Annotated in this window: 16 protein-coding genes and 1 pseudogene; 10 read left to right on the top strand and 7 right to left on the bottom strand. The window is 59.2% G+C overall.

Translation table 11 applies throughout. From position 1 onward, the window contains the following. The first annotated feature begins 80 nt into the window (after positions 1-80). Together A8B82_RS21725 and A8B82_RS21720 are read left to right on the top strand one after the other, a co-directional pair. Complete coding sequence (locus A8B82_RS21725) at positions 81-692, top strand: SCO family protein (protein ID WP_067297334.1); 612 nt, start codon at positions 81-83, stop codon at positions 690-692. Positions 693-754: 62 nt separating this feature from the next. Then, positions 755-1,306: an ActR/PrrA/RegA family redox response regulator transcription factor gene (locus tag A8B82_RS21720; RefSeq protein ID WP_067297331.1), complete on the top strand. Its 552-nt coding sequence runs from the start codon at positions 755-757 to the stop codon at positions 1,304-1,306. Between the two features lie 68 nt (positions 1,307-1,374). On the opposite strand, the gene A8B82_RS21715 is transcribed toward A8B82_RS21720, so the two are convergent. Together A8B82_RS21715 and A8B82_RS21710 are read right to left on the bottom strand one after the other, a co-directional pair. After that, positions 1,375-1,860 carry a GNAT family N-acetyltransferase gene (locus tag A8B82_RS21715; protein WP_067297328.1) on the bottom strand — a complete coding sequence of 162 codons (486 nt, stop codon included), beginning with the start codon at positions 1,858-1,860 and terminating at the stop codon, positions 1,375-1,377. After that, on the bottom strand, positions 1,857-2,453 hold the full coding sequence (locus tag A8B82_RS21710; protein WP_067298126.1) for an HD domain-containing protein: 597 nt from the start codon (positions 2,451-2,453) through the stop codon (positions 1,857-1,859). Before A8B82_RS21710 ends, A8B82_RS21715 begins: the two co-directional genes overlap by 4 nt. A gap of 75 nt (positions 2,454-2,528) precedes the next feature. Between A8B82_RS21710 and A8B82_RS21705 the strand changes: the two genes are divergently transcribed. The 4 genes from A8B82_RS21705 to A8B82_RS21690 all read left to right on the top strand — a co-directional run bounded on the left by A8B82_RS21705 (position 2,529) and on the right by A8B82_RS21690 (position 5,681). Beyond that, positions 2,529-2,846, top strand: coding sequence for an S-adenosyl-L-homocysteine hydrolase (locus tag A8B82_RS21705; RefSeq protein ID WP_067297325.1), 318 nt, complete (start codon positions 2,529-2,531; stop codon positions 2,844-2,846). A gap of 78 nt (positions 2,847-2,924) precedes the next feature. Continuing rightward, positions 2,925-4,313: an adenosylhomocysteinase gene (gene ahcY / locus A8B82_RS21700; protein ID WP_067297323.1), complete on the top strand. Its 1,389-nt coding sequence runs from the start codon at positions 2,925-2,927 to the stop codon at positions 4,311-4,313. Positions 4,314-4,489: 176 nt separating this feature from the next. Continuing rightward, a complete protein-coding gene (locus A8B82_RS21695) occupies positions 4,490-5,167 on the top strand; it encodes a PRC-barrel domain-containing protein (RefSeq protein ID WP_067297321.1) in 678 nt (225 codons plus the stop codon). A gap of 172 nt (positions 5,168-5,339) precedes the next feature. Continuing rightward, complete coding sequence (locus A8B82_RS21690) at positions 5,340-5,681, top strand: DUF2853 family protein (RefSeq protein ID WP_067297318.1); 342 nt, start codon at positions 5,340-5,342, stop codon at positions 5,679-5,681. Positions 5,682-5,908: 227 nt separating this feature from the next. On the opposite strand, the gene A8B82_RS21685 is transcribed toward A8B82_RS21690, so the two are convergent. The 5 genes from A8B82_RS21685 to tsaD are packed head-to-tail and all read right to left on the bottom strand — an operon-like array spanning position 5,909 to position 9,081. Then, positions 5,909-6,304 (bottom strand): DUF1761 domain-containing protein, encoded by a 396-nt coding sequence (locus tag A8B82_RS21685; RefSeq protein WP_067297316.1) that lies wholly within the window; start codon positions 6,302-6,304, stop codon positions 5,909-5,911. 45 nt (positions 6,305-6,349) lie between these two features. After that, positions 6,350-6,769, bottom strand: a complete 420-nt coding sequence (locus A8B82_RS21680) for an EVE domain-containing protein (RefSeq protein ID WP_067297314.1) — start codon at positions 6,767-6,769, stop codon at positions 6,350-6,352. Beyond that, entirely contained in the window at positions 6,769-7,041 is a 273-nt protein-coding gene (locus tag A8B82_RS21675) for a YciI family protein (RefSeq protein WP_067297311.1), read from the bottom strand. The genes A8B82_RS21680 and A8B82_RS21675 overlap by 1 nt, the downstream gene beginning before the upstream one ends. Before the next feature lies 1 nt (position 7,042). Further along, positions 7,043-7,996 carry an NAD(P)H-dependent glycerol-3-phosphate dehydrogenase gene (locus A8B82_RS21670; RefSeq protein ID WP_067297310.1) on the bottom strand — a complete coding sequence of 318 codons (954 nt, stop codon included), beginning with the start codon at positions 7,994-7,996 and terminating at the stop codon, positions 7,043-7,045. Further along, a complete protein-coding gene (tsaD, locus tag A8B82_RS21665) occupies positions 7,993-9,081 on the bottom strand; it encodes a tRNA (adenosine(37)-N6)-threonylcarbamoyltransferase complex transferase subunit TsaD (protein ID WP_067297307.1) in 1,089 nt (362 codons plus the stop codon). The genes A8B82_RS21670 and tsaD overlap by 4 nt, the downstream gene beginning before the upstream one ends. A 73-nt stretch (positions 9,082-9,154) precedes the next feature. Here tsaD and A8B82_RS21660 point away from each other — a divergent pair, with 73 nt between their 5' ends. From A8B82_RS21660 to A8B82_RS21645, 4 genes and pseudogenes are all read left to right on the top strand, one after another. Then, positions 9,155-9,859 carry a uroporphyrinogen-III synthase gene (locus tag A8B82_RS21660; protein ID WP_067298124.1) on the top strand — a complete coding sequence of 235 codons (705 nt, stop codon included), beginning with the start codon at positions 9,155-9,157 and terminating at the stop codon, positions 9,857-9,859. Between the two features lie 195 nt (positions 9,860-10,054). Further along, a complete protein-coding gene (locus A8B82_RS21655) occupies positions 10,055-11,320 on the top strand; it encodes a COG4223 family protein (protein ID WP_082899427.1) in 1,266 nt (421 codons plus the stop codon). A gap of 13 nt (positions 11,321-11,333) precedes the next feature. Further along, a complete protein-coding gene (locus tag A8B82_RS21650; RefSeq protein WP_067297304.1) occupies positions 11,334-12,833 on the top strand; it encodes a heme biosynthesis protein HemY in 1,500 nt (499 codons plus the stop codon). Between the two features lie 233 nt (positions 12,834-13,066). Next, positions 13,067-15,927, top strand: a pseudogene (locus A8B82_RS21645) (hypothetical protein); the annotation flags it as partial.

Here is a 15,927-nt window from a genome sequence, read left to right as displayed (position 1 = left end):
TCGGTGTTGCATGTCAGAAGCTGTAGCGTAGGTCTGCACCCAGAACTGATCAAGGTGCCCAATTGGCGCAGGAGAACAAGATGAACCGTGTAATCTCCCTTTCCGCTCTGGCCGTCGCGGCAGTTTTTCTTGGTGCGACGCTTTGGGTTACAACGCGGGTCTCCGATGCGGATCAGTTTGCGCAATGTCGCTATGGCACAGTTGCCGGTGATTTGGGCGGGCCGTTTGAACTGGTCAATGCGCAGGGTGAAACCGTGACCGATGCAGATGTGATAACGCAGCCGTCGTTGATCTATTTCGGTTACACCTTCTGCCCGGACGTCTGCCCGCTGGATGTCGACCGGAACGCGCAGGCCGTGGAAATTCTGGAAGAGCGCGGCACGATGGTGACGCCGGTTTTCATCACGATCGACCCGGCACGCGACACGGCGGAGGTGGTGGGTGAATTTGCGGATGCGATGCATCCCCGGATGATCGGGCTGACCGGCTCGGACGCGCAGGTCAAACAGGCAAGCCAGGCCTATCGCACCTATTACAAGGCGCATCCCCCGGAAGATGGCGAATACCTGGTGGATCATTCGACCTTCAGCTATTTCGTCATGCCGGAAATCGGTTTTGTCGATTATTTCCGCCGTGAATTGACCCCTGAGGAACTGGCTGACAAGATGCAGTGTTTCGTGGACAATAGTTGAGAGTTTGACCCTGTTCCTACTTGGGTCATATTGAGCGGCAAGGCAGAGGCAGGGCGGACTTCATGACTGTACCCCATCACGATATTGGCCCGGACAAAACATTGCTTCTTGTGGACGACGACGAACCGTTCCTGCGGCGGTTGGCCAAGGCGATGGAAAAACGCGGGTTTGAGGTGGAGACTGCGGACAGCGTGGCGGGCGGCTGTGCGATTGCCACGGCCAGACCGCCTGCCTATGCGGTGATCGACCTGCGGCTGGAGGACGGCAACGGGTTGGATGTGGTCGAAGTACTGCGCGAGCGACGCCAGGATGCGCGGGTTGTGGTTCTGACCGGATATGGCGCGATTGCCACTGCTGTTGCGGCGGTCAAGATCGGCGCGACCGACTATCTGTCAAAGCCCGCCGATGCCAACGACATCACCAACGCCCTGCTGGCTACCGGCGACGATATGCCGCCGCCGCCGGAGAATCCGATGAGCGCGGATCGGGTGCGTTGGGAGCATATCCAGAGGGTCTATGAGCTTTGCGATCGCAATGTCTCCGAAACGGCGCGACGGTTGAACATGCACCGTCGGACGTTGCAGAGGATTCTGGCAAAGCGGTCACCGCGCTGAAATTCGGGCTGTGACATCCGTACACAACCTGTGCACAGCCCGTACACCGATTGGTGTACGTCGCCATGTCAGAGATCGTAGCGTTTGAGCCTCTTGTCGACGATCTGACCGTCCGCCATCCGGTGGCCTTCGATGATGCCGTAATCCTGAAACCCCCGGCTTTGATAGTAGATCAACCCGCCTTCATTGTCCGCGCGGATGTTGGCATTGATCCAGTGATAGCCGATTGCCCTGGCCGCTGTTCGGGTTGCCTCGAACAACGCCGACCCAATCCCCAGACCGGTCTGCCCGATCTGGACAAAGGTTGCGATATTGGCCGCCTGTGGCGGCAATGAAGGCTCCGGTTCGATCCATTGAAAGCCGACGATCTGCTCAGCCCCGTCCACTGCGACGTGCCACGCGCTGCGCGGCGGATCGAATGCGATCCATTCCGCGATGTCCTGGGCCGTTACCGGACGGGCAAGCGCCGTGGTCCCACCGGCGTCGATGATCTGGTTCAGCAATCGGGCCATGGCAGCGGTATCGAGGCTGAGCGGTGGCCGTACCCGGATCACGACATCTGTCCCAGCAAGGCAGCGTGCCGCGCGGTAAAGGCATGACGGGTTTCGACGGCTGTGCGCAGAACAATATCCAACCCCTCGGTGACCGAAGGTTCGGGTTGGCCAAAGAACTTCTTTGCCTCGGCGGCCGAGAAACCGGCGATCTGCGTGGCCTCCATATAGGCGCTGATCTTGTCCGCTTTCTTGATCTGTTTCTTGACCGCAACGGGCAGGGTCGCGGGCAGGCCGAAACGGATGTGGATCGCGCCGGTCAGGCGGTCGTCCAGCGCGCCATATCCGGGGCCGACAGCCGCCTTCACCGGCGAGATCATATCCCCGATCACATATTCCGGGGCGTCATGCAGAAGCGCAGCCAGCCGCCATTTCGCGGGTGCCTTTGGGTTCAGCCTGCCAAAAAGGGTTTCCACCAGAAGCGAATGTTCAGCCACGGAATAGGCATGATCACCCTGGGTCTGGCCGTTCCAGCGGGCCACAAAGGCGAGCCCATGGGCGATGTCCTCGATCTCCACATCCATCGGGGTCGGGTCCAGCAGGTCAAGCCTGCGTCCGGAAAGCATCCGCTGCCATGCGCGGGGCTGTTGTGCCATCGGGTCGTCTCCATCCATTTGACGATGTTGGAACTTTCTTGCTGCTTTGCTGTTTTACCCACGAAGGAGACGATCATGAAACCCGTAAATTTGACACTTTCGATGGCTCTGGTTCTGGGGCTTTCCGCAACTGCTGCAAGCGCGCAGGACGTCAGCGGACATCAGGTTTGTATGCCTGCCGAAGAGATGAAAGCGTCACTTGTGGATTGGTATGGCGAAACCCCTGTCGCTGAACCCTCGCAGGAGGGGGAGCAGATGTGGGCATCGGACCGTACCGGCACCTGGACAATGGTCAGGCTTCTGGCGGATGGAAACGCCTGTGTTGTTGCGCAGGGTGAGAACTGGATGGCCGGTGTCGATAGCCTTGAAAAACTGGCGCTGCTCACCGACTGACCTGTGACATCGAACTCTGTTGAGAACCGCGGGAAATGATGCTACTCGCACCTTTAAACAAGGTTTTAGAGGTGCTTCATGGCCAAAGACTATATCGTTAAAGACATTAATCTGGCGGCCTACGGGCGCAAGGAACTTGATATCGCTGAAACGGAGATGCCCGGCCTGATGGCATCCCGCGAAGAATATGGTGAAAGCAAGCCGCTGACTGGCGCGCGTATCGTCGGTTCGTTGCACATGACGATCCAGACGGCTGTTCTGATTGAAACACTCGTTGCCCTTGGTGCCGATGTGCGCTGGGCATCGTGCAACATCTTTTCCACGCAGGATCACGCCGCGGCGGCCATTGCCGAAGGCGGCACGCCGGTCTTTGCGATCAAGGGTCAAAGCCTTGAGGAGCATTGGGACTACCTCGACAAGTCTTTCATGTTTGAAGATGGCCCCAACATGATCCTCGACGACGGTGGCGATGCGACGCTTTATGTTCTGCTGGGCGCGCGTGCCGAAGCGGGCGAAGAGATCATCCCGGTGCCGCAGTCCGAGGAAGAGGAAGTCATCAAGAAGCAGATCGCCAAGCGGATGAAGGAAAGCCCCGGCTGGTTCACCAAGGTGCGTGACCAGATCAAGGGTGTATCCGAGGAAACCACAACAGGCGTGCATCGCCTGTATGACCTGCACAAGAAGGGTCAACTGCCGTTCCCTGCGATCAACGTGAACGACTCTGTGACCAAGTCGAAGTTCGACAACAAGTATGGGTGCAAGGAATCGCTGGTTGACGGTATCCGCCGCGCCACGGACACCATGATGGCGGGCAAGGTTGCCGTGGTCATGGGCTATGGCGATGTTGGCAAGGGGTCGGCGGCGTCGCTGGCTGGTGCCGGTGCCCGTGTGAAAGTGACCGAAGTCGATCCGATCTGCGCCCTTCAGGCGGCGATGGACGGTTTTGAGGTCACCACACTGGAAGATGTCGTTGCAACGGCTGACATCTTTATCACCACAACCGGCAACAAGGACGTGATCCGCATCGAGCACATGCGCGAGATGAAGGACATGGCCATCGTCGGGAACATTGGCCACTTCGACAACGAAATTCAGGTGGCGGCGCTAAAGAACCACAAGTGGACCAACATCAAGGAACAGGTGGACATGATCGAGATGCCGAATGGCAATCGTCTGATCCTGCTATCCGAAGGTCGTCTGCTGAACCTTGGCAACGCCACGGGGCACCCTTCGTTCGTGATGTCCGCATCCTTTACCAATCAGGTTCTGGCGCAGATCGAGCTTTGGACAAAGGGCGAAGAATATCAGCCCGGCGTCTATATCCTGCCCAAGCATCTGGACGAAAAGGTCGCGCGCCTGCACCTGGACCGGATCGGCGTGAAGCTGAGCAAGCTGGACCCGGAACAGGCCGCCTATATCGGCGTGTCGCCAGACGGGCCGTTCAAGCCGGAACATTACCGCTACTGATCACGTTATCTGACTGTTCGGTCACCAAGCGCCGCCCCGCTGATCGCAGGGCGGCGTTTTTTTGCGCGTTTTTCCTCCAACCCGGCATGGTTTTGCTGACGGGCATTATCGCCGGAACCATGCAGCCTGCCCGCGGGTTTCCGGTTTGAACATGTTTGAAACTGTAGGAGAACGTTATGAAACGCCTCACATTGAAATCCACGGTTGCTGCCATCGCGATTACGTCTGCCGCCGCTGCCTGGGCGCAGACGGATCTGAACGCAGATGCCAACGCAAATGTCTCTGCCAATAGAGAAGCCTCGACAACGATTGACAAGGCGCTGGAAGACACCGGTGATGCGGTGAAAAACACGGCGAACGAAGTTGGCAACGCGATTGACGACACCAGCGAGGCAATCGCGGAAACGGCCGAAGATACCTATGATGCCGCGACAGATACTGCGCAGTCCGCAACAGAACAATCCGATGCCGAGATGAATGCCGAAGCTACGGCGGATGCCGATACAGGCACTGCAACTGCCGATGCCGAGGTGGCAGCCGAAACCGAGATGGTTGACGGCTTTTCGGGCATGACAGTTGCCGATGTGGTTGGCCAGCGCGTGATCGAAGCGAATGGCGAAGACGTTGGCACGGTCAACCATGTCATCGAAAACGGCGGCGAAACCGAAGTTGTGATCGGCATGGGCGGCTTTCTGGGCATTGGGCAGCACGATGTGGCCATTCCCCTTGAACAATTGACGCAGGGTGCTGATGGAACATTGCAACTGTCAGGGACCACGCAGGAGGAGCTGAACCTTATGCCGGAAGTGGACCTGGATACAGTCATCACGCTTTCTGACGACCAGTCCATCTGAGCGACAGACTCACAGCATTTTGAAAAATATGGGGGGCACCAATTGGTGCCCCCTGTCTGCGGGCGGGGAATGATCCTCAAATTTTCCCTTTGTCGACTTTCAATATATGGGTAGGGTCCGACCCAAGGTCAGGAATGGCTGATTAACTGAAGTCCAAGGTGGGAGATATCAAATGGGCAAACGTGACGAGTGGATCGCGAAGTATGCAGAAGATCTGAAGACCAAATGTGGCATGACGCCTGACATGGATCTGTTGACCAAAGTGACCATTGGTTGTGGTCCGGCCATTTACAACGCGGATGCCCAGACCGTTGCTGGCGGCCAGGAAAGCGAGCTGGAGCTGGTCAAGACCAACTTTCTGATGAAAAAGCTGGGCTTGCCGGACGGGCCGAACCTGATGGAAGCCATTCATTCGGTGATCGAGACCTACGGCAAATCCGAGCGGAACAAGTACCGTGCAGTGGTCTATTACATGCTGACCAAGCACTTTGGGAAAGAAGCCGTTTACGGTTGATTTTTTAGTATTACCAATACCTTGACGCCCGCTTGGTTAAGCGGGCGTTTCGTTATTCGAGGTGATTGACAGGATCATTTTGTTGATCCTGTCCACAAGATTGTGTAGTGTCATCTTATCGGCCAGGATGGCCAGAACAGATTTCTATACGTGTGCCGGGGTAAAGGGAGCGCACGGGGTGAGAAAGGGTTCTGGCATTGGCGTCAGAACCCTTTTTTGTTGCTTCGTCAGAACAGGGTCAGCACCAGCCCGATGATCGCACAGCCAAAGGTCGCATAGCCGCTGTCAATCAGGGTCAGCCGGAAGGGACGCCCCGGATAGGCATTGTTGATCATGATCCACGGGCTGATGAAGAACAGCCCGACACCAAGACCGGAGACCAGCCCCTCCATCGGCGCGTCGATACCGGACAGCGCGAAGACGTGCCGCATCATGCCCGCCACCAGCAGCATCGCGACTCCGGAGAGGACGAAGGGCAGGGCAGAACCGTCGCCTTCCGGCTTGCCATCGGGACCCACCTTGATCCCCACGGCGGCCATCCAGGGTTTCGACAGCATCATGTACCAGACCGCGCCAAAGCCGAAGCCGGCCGCAGCCGCGATTATCACAGCGAGATATCCCATTCCGATCTCCTTTTCACCTTGCGATAGGTTCAGCGCCTGCCGGGTTCAGGGCTGTGTCTGGCCAAGAGCGCAGATGAGGTGCCATTGATCCTCTGTCACCGGCTGAACGGACAGGCGCGAATTCTTGACCAATACCATATCGGCCAACCGTTCGTCCGCCTTGATCTGATCCAGAGAGATCTTTTTTACAAACGGGCGGACCGCCTTGATATCCACGCATTCCCAACGCGCATCGTCGGTTGTGCTGTCGGGGTGTGCCTGCCGGATCACCTCGACGATGCCGACCACTGATTTTTCCTTCATCGAATGATAGAAAAACCCCAGGTCCCCGACCTTCATCTCGCGCATGAAGTTGCGGGCCTGGTAGTTGCGCACGCCGTCCCATTCTTCCCCCGCAGCCCCTTTGGCCACCTGGTCGTCCCAGCCCCATGTGTTGGGTTCGGATTTGAAAAGCCAATAGCCCATCAGCCGATGACCCGGTTCCAGTGGGTCAGGGTGACATCCGCGAACAATCCGGCCCTGGCGTAGGGGTCATTTGCGGCCCAGTCGCGGGCGGCGGCCATGTCCGGCACGTCCAGTACGATCAGTGATCCGATCATCCCTCCCGCATCGTCAAGCAGCGGGCCCGCCTGGGCGACCACGTCGGTGGATTTCAGATATTCCAGATGAGCGGGACGGTTTTCGGTGCGTATATTCAGCGCGCCTGGTTTGTCCTTTGCCACGAGAACAACAAACATTCTATTCTTCCTTCAAGGGCCGCGCCAACAGGGTTGCCATGGCGCTGGAGACATCTTGCCTGTTCTCGATCAGCGCTGCAACCACGGCTGTGATCGGCAGGTCCAAGCCCGATTTCCGCGCAAGCGCGTGGACCGCGCGGGCGGTTGCGGCCCCTTCCACCGTGACGGTCTGGTCAAAGGGACGCCCTTCGCCGATGGATTGCCCCAGCCGGTAATTGCGGGATTGCGCAGAGGTGCAGGTCAGCACCAGATCGCCAAAGCCGGACAAGCCCGCAAGCGTGTCCGACCGCGCATCGAGGCGCTGCGCCAGACGTTTCATCTCGGCAAAGCCACGGGTGAGCAGCGCGGCGCGGGCGCTTTCACCCAGACCGGCTCCCATGGCGGCACCACAGGCGATGGCGATCACATTCTTCAATGCGCCGCCCAGTTCCGCCCCGATGGTGTCAGATGTACGGTACAGCCGCAGATTGTCCGTTGTCAGAGCCTCTTGCAGGGCCTTTGCCGCTGCGTCGTCGGCGCAGCCGAGGGTCAGCGCCGTCGGCAACCCGCGGGCGATGTCGCTGGCAAAGCTTGGCCCGGTCAGGATCGCCGGAGTCGCCTGCGGCACTTCCTGGGCAATGATGGAAACCGGGCCTAGGCCCGTGCCAATCTCCATCCCCTTGCAGCAGGCCACCAATTGCTTGCCGGTCAAAAGTGCTGCATGTTCGTGCAGCATGTCACGCAGCTTTTGCATCGGTACGGCAATCAGCAGGATCGATGCCTGCGCCGCCTCTTGCAGGTCACCGGTGACTTTCAGGGACGGGGGAAAGCGACAGTCGGGCAGGCGGGTCGCATTCTGCCGGGTGGTCTGCATATCGCCCGGATCGCGCGCCCAGAGGGTCACGGGGCCTTTGTTGCCCAGTGAAATCGCTAGGGCTGTCCCGAAGGCACCCGCGCCCAGAACCGAGATGCTCATGCCTTTGCCCCTTTTTTGCCGCTGCCCAGCATCGGTGCCTGAACCCGGTCCAACGGCCAGCGGGGCCGCGCAGACAGGGTCATGTCGTCGGGCGCGCAGGTCCCTGCCTGTTCGGCTGCCGCAAATGCGATCATTGCAGCATTATCGGTACAAAGCGCCAGTGGTGGTGCCACAAAGGTGGCGTTGAAGCGGGCTGAAACAGTCTCTAACATGGCGCGTATTGCCTGATTTGCCGCCACACCCCCGGCGACGCAAAAGCTGCGTTCGCCATCGGCGGTATAGGTTTCCAGCGCACGGCGGCTTTTTTCGGACAGGACATCAACCACAGCAGCCTGAAAGCCTGCTGCCAGATCGGCCTGATCCTGCCGGGTCAGGCCGGATTGCTGCGCCAGCAGGCTGTCGCGTGTCCGCAGCACCGCCGTCTTGAGCCCCGAAAAGGACATGTCGCAACCGGGTCGGTCCAGCAGCGGACGCGGAAAGGCAAAGCGGTGCTTGTCACCTGCCCGCGCGGCTTGCTCTATCGCGGGGCCACCGGGTTGTGGCAGCCCGATCAGGCGGGCGATCTTGTCGAATGCTTCGCCGGGTGCGTCATCTATCGTCCCGCCAAGGCGGTTGAACTGATCCGGGCCGGAGACCAGCAGGAACTGGCAATGCCCGCCAGAGACCAGCAGCATGAGATAGGGATAGGCGACGCCATCGGTCAGCCGGGGGGTCAGGGCATGGCCCGCCAGATGGTTCACACCGTAAAGCGGCTTGCCCGTCGCTGCCGCCAGCCCCTTGGCGCACATCACGCCGGACACCACCCCGCCGATCAACCCCGGACCTGCCGTGACGGCAATGCCGTCGACCTGCGAAAGTGTCATATTCGCCCGCGTTAGAGCCAGTTCAACGCAGATATCCAGCTTTTCAGCATGGGCACGCGCCGCGATTTCCGGGACAACCCCGCCATAGGCGGCATGCAGTTCTGCCTGCCCCAGAACGACCGATGACAGGACCTGCGCACCGTCATCGCCGACCCGCACGATTGCGGCGGCGGTGTCGTCGCAACTGCTTTCCAATCCGAGGATCGTCTGTGATGGCTGCATGGGCTTTCCGTTGCAGGGCTGTTTCAGGGCAGGTAACACTGGTTCAATCCTCAAACAATGGCCGGACAAGATCATGACCAAGCCGATCCTGTTATTGACCCGACCAAAGGAAAGCTCCTCTTGTTTTTACCATAGCCTGAGACCGGAGATTGCCGCAAAGGCCCGGCTGATTGTATCGCCCTTGCTTGAGATCGTCGGAACCGGCGCAAATCCGGACCTGTCCGGGATCTGGGGCGTGATTTTCACCTCTGCCCATGCTGTTGGTTTTGCGCCTTTGGGGCAGGGCAGACCAGCCTTCTGTGTGGGTGAGCGGACGCAGGCCGCCGCAGAGAAGCGGGATTGGAAGGTCAAACAGGTCAGCGCAACTGCCAAGGATCTGCTGGCGGAAATGGATATGGCCCTGCTCGAAGGACCACTGATGCATGTCTCCGGGCGGCACCAGCGGATGGACGTCGCGTCGGCATTGCGGGCCCGTGGGATCGCGGCAACTTCTGCGACGGTCTATGACCAGAAGCTGTTGCAATTGAATGATGAGGCGCAGTTGGCATTGGCCGGAAAGTCACCCGTGATCGCCCCCTTGTTTTCTCCGCGCAGCGCATCACATTTTGTCGAGCAAGCGGGTGATCTGTCACGGGTGCATGCGGTTGTGATCAGTGCGGCGGTGGCCGGGGTTCTGTCGGCGGGCTCATGCGCATCCATCGGGATCGCGCGGCAACCAACTGGCCTGGAAATGCGGCGCAGCGTGGAAAAGCTGTTGTCTGGTGGCTGCTTGGCTTGAAGCTGGTCGCGATTGCCGGATAAGGTTGGCAGGTCTAGCTGGTCGGTATGATCAGAATCGGAAAGGTGGGGCAGAGTGGCGAGCGGTAAAAAGACAGGCACAACGGGCAGTCCGGCGACTGGGGCGTCCAAAGACGGGGCTGCCAAGCCCGCCACAGCCAAAAAGACCACGTCGAAGACTTCTGCAAAGAAGCCTGTGATTGCCGAAACATCCGGCGCCTCCGACAAGACAAGCGATACCCCGACATCCAGCGCCAGTGCGGCGGCAAAGAAGAGCGCCACAGCAAAACAGGCCGCGAAAGTAGAGGCGCCGGCGGAAAAGAGCCCGGCACAGGCTGCGACAAACAGCCCAGCTGCGACGGTTCAAGAAACCGCGGCCCCGAAACCCTCGTCATCAGCTACCGGGGCAAAAACGGCCGAGACCGACAAGGACGCTGCGCCGAAAGACAACAGGTCGGCGTTCCAGCCGACCCGCGATGTGATTTCGACAACCACGGGTGCCGGGACAACGCCGCCACCCTCCCCTCCGCCCGCGACAAAGCGGTCTGGCAGCGTTTTCTGGCCGTTTGTACTGGGTGGGGTGGTTGCGGCTGCCCTTGGGTTTGCCGCATCCGAGGCGAACCTTCTTGGCTTCCGCAGTCAAGGTGGCGATATCCAGACCGCGCTTGATAAGCAATCTGCCGAGATTGCGGCCCTGAAGGATGCGGTGCCGCCCCAGGTTGACTTGAGCGGCCTGGAACAGGAAATGGCAGGGTTGTCGGAAACTGTGCAAGCCTTCGAGAACCGGATTGCGACGCTTGAGGAACGCCCGGTTGCATCATCCGGCGACGGCAGCGGCGGTGATACTTCGGCATATGCCGCCGAGCTTGAGCAGATGCAGGCCGCCCTGGAAAAACAACGGTCCGAGATCGAAGGATTGCTCAAGAATGCGCAGAGCATCGAGGAAGCGACAGCCGCATCCGCCCGCGCAGCTGCAATTCAGGCAGGCGTCAGCAAGGTGACGGCCGCGATCAGCACGGGCTCAGCGTATGAGGGTGCCGTCGACGCGCTCAAGGAGGCGGGCGTGAATGACCTGCCGCAACCGCTGGTCGATGGGGCCGCTGACGGGGTTGTCACGCTGAGCAACCTACAAAGCCGGTTTCCCGATGCGGCACGGAGCGCCTTGGCAGCGGCGCGTGCCGCCGGGATTGATGCGCAAGATACCGGCGGTGTGACCGGCTTCCTGCGCCGACAGCTTGGCGCACGGTCGGTGGAACCGCGTGAAGGGTCAGATCCCGATGCGGTCCTGTCCCGCGCAGAGGCTGCGGTGCGGGATGGCCGCTTGTCTGTCGCGCTGAATGAAATTGACACCCTGCCCGAGGATGCCCAGTCTGCCATGTCTGACTGGATCTCCGACGCGCGCGGACGCGCCGCAGCCGAAGCTGCGGTTGATGACCTGTCACAAAGCCTGACGGCAAACTAAGGATACCCTGATTATGCTGTGGTCGTTGATTAAGATCGTCTTGTTCGTTGCCGTCGTGGGTGCCCTGGCCTGGGGCGCGGGGTTTCTGCTGGAAAGCCAGGGTGGCGTGCAGGTGACCCTGCTGGGCACTGAATACAGTTTCGGACCCCTGCAATCGGTCATTGCGGTGATTGTTCTGTTGTTTGCGGTTTGGCTGCTGCTCAAGATCCTGACCCTGCTGCTGGCCGTCTGGCATTTCCTGAATGGCGATGAAACTGCGTTGACCCGCTACTTCGACCGGAATCGCGAACGCAAGGGGTTCGAGGCGCTGTCCGAAGGGCTGATGGCGCTGGCCAGTGGTGAGGGAAAGGTGGCGATGTCGAAGGCTGCGAAGGCTGACAAATACCTGAACCGCCCGGCGCTGACAAATCTTCTGACCGCACAGGCTGCGGAAATGGCAGGCGACCGCCACAAGGCCGAGGAAACCTATCGCAAGCTGGTGGCCGACGAGGCGACCCGATTTGTCGGGGTGCGCGGGATCATGAAGCAAAAGCTGGCAGAGGGTGATACAGAAACGGCCCTGCAACTGGCCGAAAAGGCATTTGCGCTGAAACCGAAACATGAAGAAACCGGTGATGTGCTGCTGCGGCTGCAGGCCGAGAAGGAAGACTGGGCCGGTGCCCGCAAGACCCTGAGCACAAAGCTGAAGAACGGGCAACTGCCGCGGGATGTGCACAAGCGCCGCGATGCCGTTCTGGCATTGTCAGAGGCGCGAGACGTCTTTGCAGAGGGCAATGATATCGAGGCGCGGGAAGAGGCGATCGAGGCCAACCGCCTGTCGCCCGACCTGATCCCGGCAGCCGTCATGGCGGCGCAGGGGTATATTGGACAGAAGAAACCGCGCTATGCCGCGCGGGTTCTGACAAAGGCCTGGAGCGTTCATCCGCACCCCGACCTTGCCGCAGCCTATGCCGCCATTGAACCGGACGAAAAGCCGGCGGCACGGATCAAGAGGTTCGGCGCGCTGACCAAGTCGCAGCCGGATCATCCGGAAACCCGGATGCTGCAATCCGAATTACACATTGCGAACGAAGATTTTCCTGCAGCGCGCCGCGCGCTGGGCAAGCTGGTCGAAGAAGACCCGACAGCACGATCCGTCACGCTGATGGCAGCGATCGAACGGGGCGAGGGGGCATCTGATACAATTGTCAAAGGATGGCTGGCGCGGGCGCTGACGGTCTCACGGGGGCCACAATGGATTTGCGACAATTGCCAGCACATCCATGCCAACTGGAAACCCATCTGTGAGAATTGCAAAAGTTTTGACACGCTTGCGTGGAAGACACCGCCCATGTCCGAGGTCGCGATGCCGGGAGGAGTCCAGATGTTGCCGCTGATCGTCGGCGCATCGGAAGATCAGGCTGCGGGTGACGACACCGGAAAAATCGCGACCCGCAGCGACATCGAGGATGTCGACCTGATTGTCGAAGACGGGGAACCGCGTGCGGAAGACGACAAGCAGGTATCGCTCTGAAGACAGGGTGTCGCCCGGCTGCGGCAACTGGCGCAATCACATATGATGCGGCGCCGCTGTTTGGGGCGCTGACGGTGCAGGATTAATGGGTCCAGAGCCTAATTGAAATCGCAATATTCAATTATTGGTTGCACTCTTTCCCAGTATTTCGGGAAATCGAGGATAATTTTCTCTAGAAATTCGTCAATGGAAACAATACCAATGAGTTATACATAATGTGAGGATAAGATTTCATGCTGAATATCCAGTTTTTCCAACCAATAAATGATCTTTTCGAGATGGCCTTCTACGATCCGATCGACGACGAATTTGATGTTGACCTTCAAAACTGGTCTTCAACTGAAATCAACGTGGTGAACCCGATTACCGGGTGGACAACCACGATCATGGGAAGCGGTTTCTCCAACCCCGAAGTAACGTTGACCGGCGTCATCAACAGCCTCGAAATCCGTGATCAGAACGGTAACCCGGTGGCGTCCTTCAGCAATGCCAACTGGGCTCTTTCCGCGTTCATCAACGCGATGGACGAAATGCTGATCAATGACAACGAGGTGCCGTTCAACAACCTGCTGAACCTTCAGCCCATCAATGTGGACGCCAGTGATTCCAACGGTCCGATCGAAGGTTACCTCGATGGCGTGAACGTGCCTGTTACGGCAACGGGATCGGATTTCAACGACACGCTTGAAGGCGGCAATGGCAACGACACCCTGCTGGGCGGCGACGGAAGTGACGAGATTCGCGGTGGGAATGGCAACGATTCGATCAACCCCGGCGACAACACCGATTTCGACTATATCTTTACTGGAGCAGGCAACGACACCGTTAACTTCGGCGATGCCCAGACCGGGTTTTTCGAACTTGACCACCGCGACCTGAACGCCGGGATCACCGCAACCATCAATGGCAATGCCAATACCGGGACAATCAACAAGGGCGCGAACGGCACAACAACCATTCTGGATGTTGCAGACGCGATGAACGCCGATGGTTTCATGGTCACCGGGTCCGATCACAACGACACTTTCAATGTCACTGTGACAAATGGCGGATGGATGTCGCTGCGCGGTCTCGACGGCGTCGACAACTATGTGATCAACCCGAGTTCCGGCAATGTCCGCATCGATTTCCGCTCCGGCACAGTTCAAAATGGCGTTAATGTGAACCTTGCGACAGGGGTCATCGCCAACGATGGCTTTGGCAACGCGGAAACGATTTCCGGGAACGGTTCTGTTTGGGAAATCCGCGGCACCCAGTTCAATGACACCATGACCGGCAGCAACAACAACGAGAGCTTTATCGGGCTTGCCGGCAATGACAACATCAATGGCGGTGGCGGATTTGACCGGCTTCGGTTCGACAGCGGTGCAAATGTCACCAATCTGTTTGTCGACATGCAAAATGGCACAGCCAGCGGTTTCGCGAACGGGATTGGCTTGAACACGACCTTCTCCGGGATCGAACATATCCGCGCGTCGCGCAATGCCGACAACATCATCGGCGCAGATGGCGGTGTCCGGATTGAAGGCCGCGAAGGCAATGACACGCTGATCGGTGGCAATGGGGACGACACCCTTGACGGGGGCAGCGGCAACGATTCGATCGAGACCGGCACCAATGATGGCGGCTATGACCAAGTACTCGCAGGCAGCGGCAATGATACCGTAAACCTTGGCAATGCCGATGTGGGATTTGTCGGGATCGAGCATTACGATCTGAATGCCGGTGTGACCGTGAACGTGAACGGGAATGCCGATATCGCCAACGTGAACAAGGGTGCGAATGGGACCACGACGATAGTCGGCGTGGCCAATGCCATGTTGAACGAGGGCCTCCTGTTCTTTGGCAGCCAGCACAATGACACCTTCAACGTGTCTGCTGTTGACGACGGTTTCCTGGCCATCAATGGCTATCGTGGCGCGGATAACTACGTCATTCACGCGAGCGCCGGTTTTGTCAGGCTCGACTTTCTGGTCTTCGGCTCCGACACGCCAATGAGCGGCATCAATGTGAACCTTGGCACTGGTACGGTGTTCAACGACGGGTACGGCAACGCCGAAACAATTTCCGGCCCTGGCCAGGTGAACGAACTGCGCGGCACCTTGATGGCCGACAACATGGTCGGCAGCAACAACAATGAAAGCTTCTCCGGCATTGGCGGCAACGACATGATTGCCGGGGGCGGTGGTTTCGACAGGCTGCGCTTTGACCAAGGCAGCCATCCGGTGCTGGGGCTTCGGGTGAACATGGAAACCGGTATCGCAACCGGCACCACCGATGGCACGGCATTCAACATGTCGTTCTCTGGCATCGAATGGCTGCGCGGCAGTCGGAACAACGACTTCATCCTGGGATCTTCTGACGGCGACTACGTCGAGGGGCGTGACGGCAACGACACCATCGCGGGTGGTTCGGGCAATGATACATTGAACGGGGAAGCCGGGAGTGATGTCATTCGTGCCGGGGTCGGCAACGATCTGGCAGATGGTGGCGACGATAACGATAGGCTTTTCGGTGAGGCCGGCTTTGACACCATGCATGGTGGTGAGGGCAATGACACGATTGATGGCGGCACCGGTGCCGATTCACTGTTCGGCGGTGTGGGCAACGACCTGCTCATCGGGTCCGACGGCTTTGACCAGCTTTTCGGTGAAGAAGGCAACGATACGCTCCAGGGCGGCAACACCAATGACTACATGTTTGGCGGTGCCGGAAATGACCTGCTCCTTGGCGGGTTGAACATCGGGACATCCACCGAACTGCTGGACGGCGGCGCGGGCAACGATACGCTGCGGGGCGAGGGCGGATATGACCTGCTGCGCGGCGGCGACGGCGATGATGTGCTGGATGGCGGCAACCAGGCGGACAACCTGTATGGCGATGCCGGGAACGACACCCTGTTCGGGGGCGCCGGGCTTGACCGTCTGTTTGGCGGCACCGGGGATGATGTGCTGAACGGCGGCGACGGGCCGGACGGTCACTTTGGCCAGGAGGGCAACGACACCATCAATGGCGGCGATGGCAACGACCGGTTCTTTGGCGGCAGGGGTAACGATCTGATCCTGTCCGGCAACGGCAACGACACGATCTATGC

Source organism: Sulfitobacter sp. EhC04 (assembly GCF_001650875.1).
Lineage (GTDB): Bacteria > Pseudomonadota > Alphaproteobacteria > Rhodobacterales > Rhodobacteraceae > Sulfitobacter.
Note: the sequence above shows the minus strand (reverse complement) of the source record. Positions and strands in the feature narration are given on the sequence as shown.

Bases quoted from the DNA above. Each gene is read 5' to 3' on its own strand.
- A8B82_RS21650 (WP_067297304.1), top strand. From the start codon at position 11,334: ATGCTGTGGTCGTTGATTAAGATCGTCTTGTTCGTTGCCGTCGTGGGT.
- A8B82_RS21695 (WP_067297321.1), top strand. From the start codon at position 4,490: ATGAAACGCCTCACATTGAAATCCACGGTTGCTGCCATCGCGATTACG.
- ahcY (WP_067297323.1), top strand. From the start codon at position 2,925: ATGGCCAAAGACTATATCGTTAAAGACATTAATCTGGCGGCCTACGGG.
- A8B82_RS21685 (WP_067297316.1), bottom strand. From the start codon at position 6,304: ATGGGATATCTCGCTGTGATAATCGCGGCTGCGGCCGGCTTCGGCTTT.
- A8B82_RS21680 (WP_067297314.1), bottom strand. From the start codon at position 6,769: ATGGGCTATTGGCTTTTCAAATCCGAACCCAACACATGGGGCTGGGAC.
- A8B82_RS21690 (WP_067297318.1), top strand. From the start codon at position 5,340: ATGGGCAAACGTGACGAGTGGATCGCGAAGTATGCAGAAGATCTGAAG.
- A8B82_RS21660 (WP_067298124.1), top strand. From the start codon at position 9,155: ATGACCAAGCCGATCCTGTTATTGACCCGACCAAAGGAAAGCTCCTCT.
- A8B82_RS21705 (WP_067297325.1), top strand. From the start codon at position 2,529: ATGAAACCCGTAAATTTGACACTTTCGATGGCTCTGGTTCTGGGGCTT.
- A8B82_RS21725 (WP_067297334.1), top strand. From the start codon at position 81: ATGAACCGTGTAATCTCCCTTTCCGCTCTGGCCGTCGCGGCAGTTTTT.
- tsaD (WP_067297307.1), bottom strand. From the start codon at position 9,081: ATGCAGCCATCACAGACGATCCTCGGATTGGAAAGCAGTTGCGACGAC.
- A8B82_RS21720 (WP_067297331.1), top strand. From the start codon at position 755: ATGACTGTACCCCATCACGATATTGGCCCGGACAAAACATTGCTTCTT.
- A8B82_RS21675 (WP_067297311.1), bottom strand. From the start codon at position 7,041: ATGTTTGTTGTTCTCGTGGCAAAGGACAAACCAGGCGCGCTGAATATA.
- A8B82_RS21670 (WP_067297310.1), bottom strand. From the start codon at position 7,996: ATGAGCATCTCGGTTCTGGGCGCGGGTGCCTTCGGGACAGCCCTAGCG.
- A8B82_RS21710 (WP_067298126.1), bottom strand. From the start codon at position 2,453: ATGGCACAACAGCCCCGCGCATGGCAGCGGATGCTTTCCGGACGCAGG.